Raw genomic sequence first — 3,065 nt, 5'->3', positions numbered from 1 at the left:
TTCAAGCGTGAGAAGATAGGAGAGATGCCGACGGAAATGTTCCTTCATTTCTTTAAGTCACTTAGTGACGCGGCAAAGATGAATTTGAACATTAAAGCGGAAGGACAGAATGAACATCATAAGATAGAAGGTATTTTTAAAGCCCTTGCCCGTGCTTTGAAAATGGCAATTAGGAGAGATATCTACCATTTTGAACTTCCATCCAGTAAGGGTGTTCTTTAATGTTTTTTTAGAACCATATCCACATTGCTTATGCAAAGAAGAATCCTGCTATATTTATTGGCGATAGTCTTATCCGTCTCCCTTTTCGGACAAAACTTGAAAGCGGATAAGATTATTCTGCCTGATAGTGATTTAACAAATTTGTATCAAATAGATTCAGGTGTGTATCGTTCGGAGCAACCTTCAAAGGAAGATTTTAAAGTTTTAGAAAAGTATGGTATTGGAGAAGTACTTAATCTACGAAACAGACATAGTGATAATGACGAAGCAAAAGGAACAAGTATAAAGCTTCACCGCGTAAAAACCAAAGCTCATTCGATTAGCGAAAAGGAATTGATACAAGCATTACGCATTATTAAAAATCGTAAAGCGCCTATTGTTTTCCATTGTCACCACGGTTCTGACCGCACAGGGGCTGTTTGTGCGTTTTATCGTATCATTTTTCAGAATGTTTCAAAAGAGGACGCCATCCATGAAATGATAGAAGGGGGGTATGGCTTTCATCGAATCTATAAGAATATTATTAGAAGAATCAAGGAAACCAATGTGGAGCAAATAAGAGAAGAAGTAATGGCGGGCGGAGAGTTATAATATGTCACGTCTCTACCATCACTCTGTCACACTTGTGCCAGTACGGTGGCATGAGCCTATTGATAGGCTACTCTTATAAGGCCTCTATTTCTTTAAGCCACATAGCTGAACTTGCATCACTAGGCATCCTCCAGTCTCCCCGTGGGCTAATGGAAATACTCCCTACTTTAGGACCGTCGGGCAAACAAGAACGTTTGAACTGTTGGTTGAAGAAACGACGGAAGAAAATGGAAAGCCATTTCTTAATGGTTTTTTCATCATACATATCTTTGAATGTAGTTTTTGCCAAATAGAATATCTTGGAAGGCCGGAAACCAAAACGTAAGAAATAATATAGGAAGAAGTCGTGTAGTTCATAAGGACCTACCAAATCTTCTGTTTTCTGTTTAATTTCTCCGTTCTCATCTGCCGGAATTAATTCCGGGCTAATAGGAGTATCTACAATATCAAGTAAAGTAGCTTTCGATTTTTCGTCCATACCGTTTTCTGCCACCCATTGCACTAGATATTTCACAAGTGTTTTGGGGACACTTGCATTTACTCCGTACATAGACATGTGATCACCGTTGTAAGTAGCCCATCCCAGTGCAAGCTCCGATAAATCTCCTGTGCCGATAACCATTCCCCAAGTTTGGTTGGCCACATCCATCAGTATTTGTGTACGTTCGCGTGCTTGCGAATTTTCGTATGTAACGTCATGCACATTCACGTCATGTTCTATATCTTTAAAATGCTGGATACAGGCATCTTTAATACTAATCTCACGGATGGATATACCTAATGATTTCATTAGATCAATCGCATTATGGTAGGTGCGGTCGGTCGTACCAAAGCCCGGCATTGTGATTCCGAGAATACCTTTCCGGGATAATCCTAGTTTATCGAAAGTTTTTACGCAGACGAGCAGTGCCAGTGTTGAGTCTAGTCCGCCTGAAATACCGACTACGGCTGTTTTAGCTCCGGTGTGGACTAATCTTTGTGCCAGTCCTGCCACTTGGATGGAGAATACTTCTTCGCAATGTTCATTTAGCTCAATTCCTTGTGGTACGAAAGGATGAGCATTGAATTTTCGGGTTAAAGTGAGTTCTTTACTGTTGACAAATTCTGTGGTAATAGAGACCGCCTTTTTGTCTCCTAAGTTTGCCTGATTAGCGGCGAAAGTGGTATTTATCCTGCGTTCTGCCCGGATGCGTTCCACATCGATTTCACTGATAATAAGCTGTTCTTTCATACTGAAACGCTCGCTGCATGCAAGAAGTGAACCATTCTCATAAATTAATCCGTTACCGGCAAAAACGACATCAGTAGTAGACTCTCCGAAGCCACAAGAAGAGAAAATATATCCGGCAATACAGCGTGCGGATTGTTGGCTGATGAGAGAGCAAAGATAATTGTGTTTTCCAATGCCTTCATTATCGGCAGACATATTGAAAATAATTTCTGCACCTTGCAGTGCGAGTGAGGAACTTGGAGGTATTGCAGACCAAAGATCTTCGCATATCTCAATACCAAAGGTGGTATCTGAAGTCTCAAAAAGTAGATTGGCGCCTATAGGAACAATCTGTCCGCATAGTCGCACATTATTTGTCGTTAGTTGGAGGGCCGAGGTAAACCAACGTTGTTCATAGAATTCCTTATAATTCGGGAGATAGGTTTTGGCTGCAACGCCTAGCACTTTCCCCTTCTGAATCACTACGGCTGCATTGATTACTGTCGAGTTGACTACTACGGGCATACCGACAATAGAAATAATATCTAATTGACGGGTGTTGTTCAGAATCTGCATCAGGGCCATTTCTGCTTCTTCCAGCAAAAGTTGTTGTCCGAATAGGTCACCACAAGTATATCCAGTAATACTCATTTCCGGGAAAATAATGATCTGCACCCCTTTTCCTTCAGCTACTGCAATCAGACTTTCTATCTTCTCTACATTGAATTTACAGTCGGCCACTTTTACGTGTGGTACGGCTGCGGCTACTTTTACAAATCCGTAGTTCATCTTGTACCTTATTTATATATAATGGGTGCAAAAATAGGAAATAGTTTTGAATAATTATCTTTTCTGTATTGAATCCTTTTAATAAGCTATTTTGTATGAGTTGCGATGTTATTGTTTGAGCAATTAAAGCAACTATCAAAATGAACGTTTATATTCAACTAACCTTGAAATATGTTGTGGATTTATTTCATTAGGAGGTTATGCATACTTAAATATGTATCAAAAAGATATAAGTGGAAATATGGTATAAAAT

Annotated in this window: 2 protein-coding genes and 1 pseudogene; 2 read left to right on the top strand and 1 reads right to left on the bottom strand. The window is 39.8% G+C overall.

The window, feature by feature from the left end:
- Together ACT8YW_RS22625 and ACT8YW_RS22620 are read left to right on the top strand one after the other, a co-directional pair.
- Positions 1–222: pseudogene (locus tag ACT8YW_RS22625) on the top strand (bifunctional histidinol-phosphatase/imidazoleglycerol-phosphate dehydratase); the annotation flags it as partial.
- A 30-nt stretch (positions 223–252) separates the two neighbouring features.
- Positions 253–813 carry a tyrosine-protein phosphatase gene (locus ACT8YW_RS22620; protein WP_444107220.1) on the top strand — a complete coding sequence of 187 codons (561 nt, stop codon included), beginning with the start codon at positions 253–255 and terminating at the stop codon, positions 811–813.
- Positions 814–886: 73 nt separating this feature from the next.
- Here the strand turns inward: ACT8YW_RS22620 and ACT8YW_RS22615 are convergent, their stop codons facing one another.
- The gene (locus ACT8YW_RS22615) at positions 887–2,812 is read right to left on the bottom strand and encodes an NAD(+) synthase (protein ID WP_444107219.1); all 1,926 of its coding nucleotides are present in this window, start codon (positions 2,810–2,812) and stop codon (positions 887–889) included.
- Positions 2,813–3,065 lie beyond the last annotated feature (253 nt).

This window comes from Bacteroides sp., assembly GCF_052357945.1.
Classification (GTDB): domain Bacteria; phylum Bacteroidota; class Bacteroidia; order Bacteroidales; family Bacteroidaceae; genus Bacteroides.
Note: the sequence above shows the minus strand (reverse complement) of the source record. Positions and strands in the feature narration are given on the sequence as shown.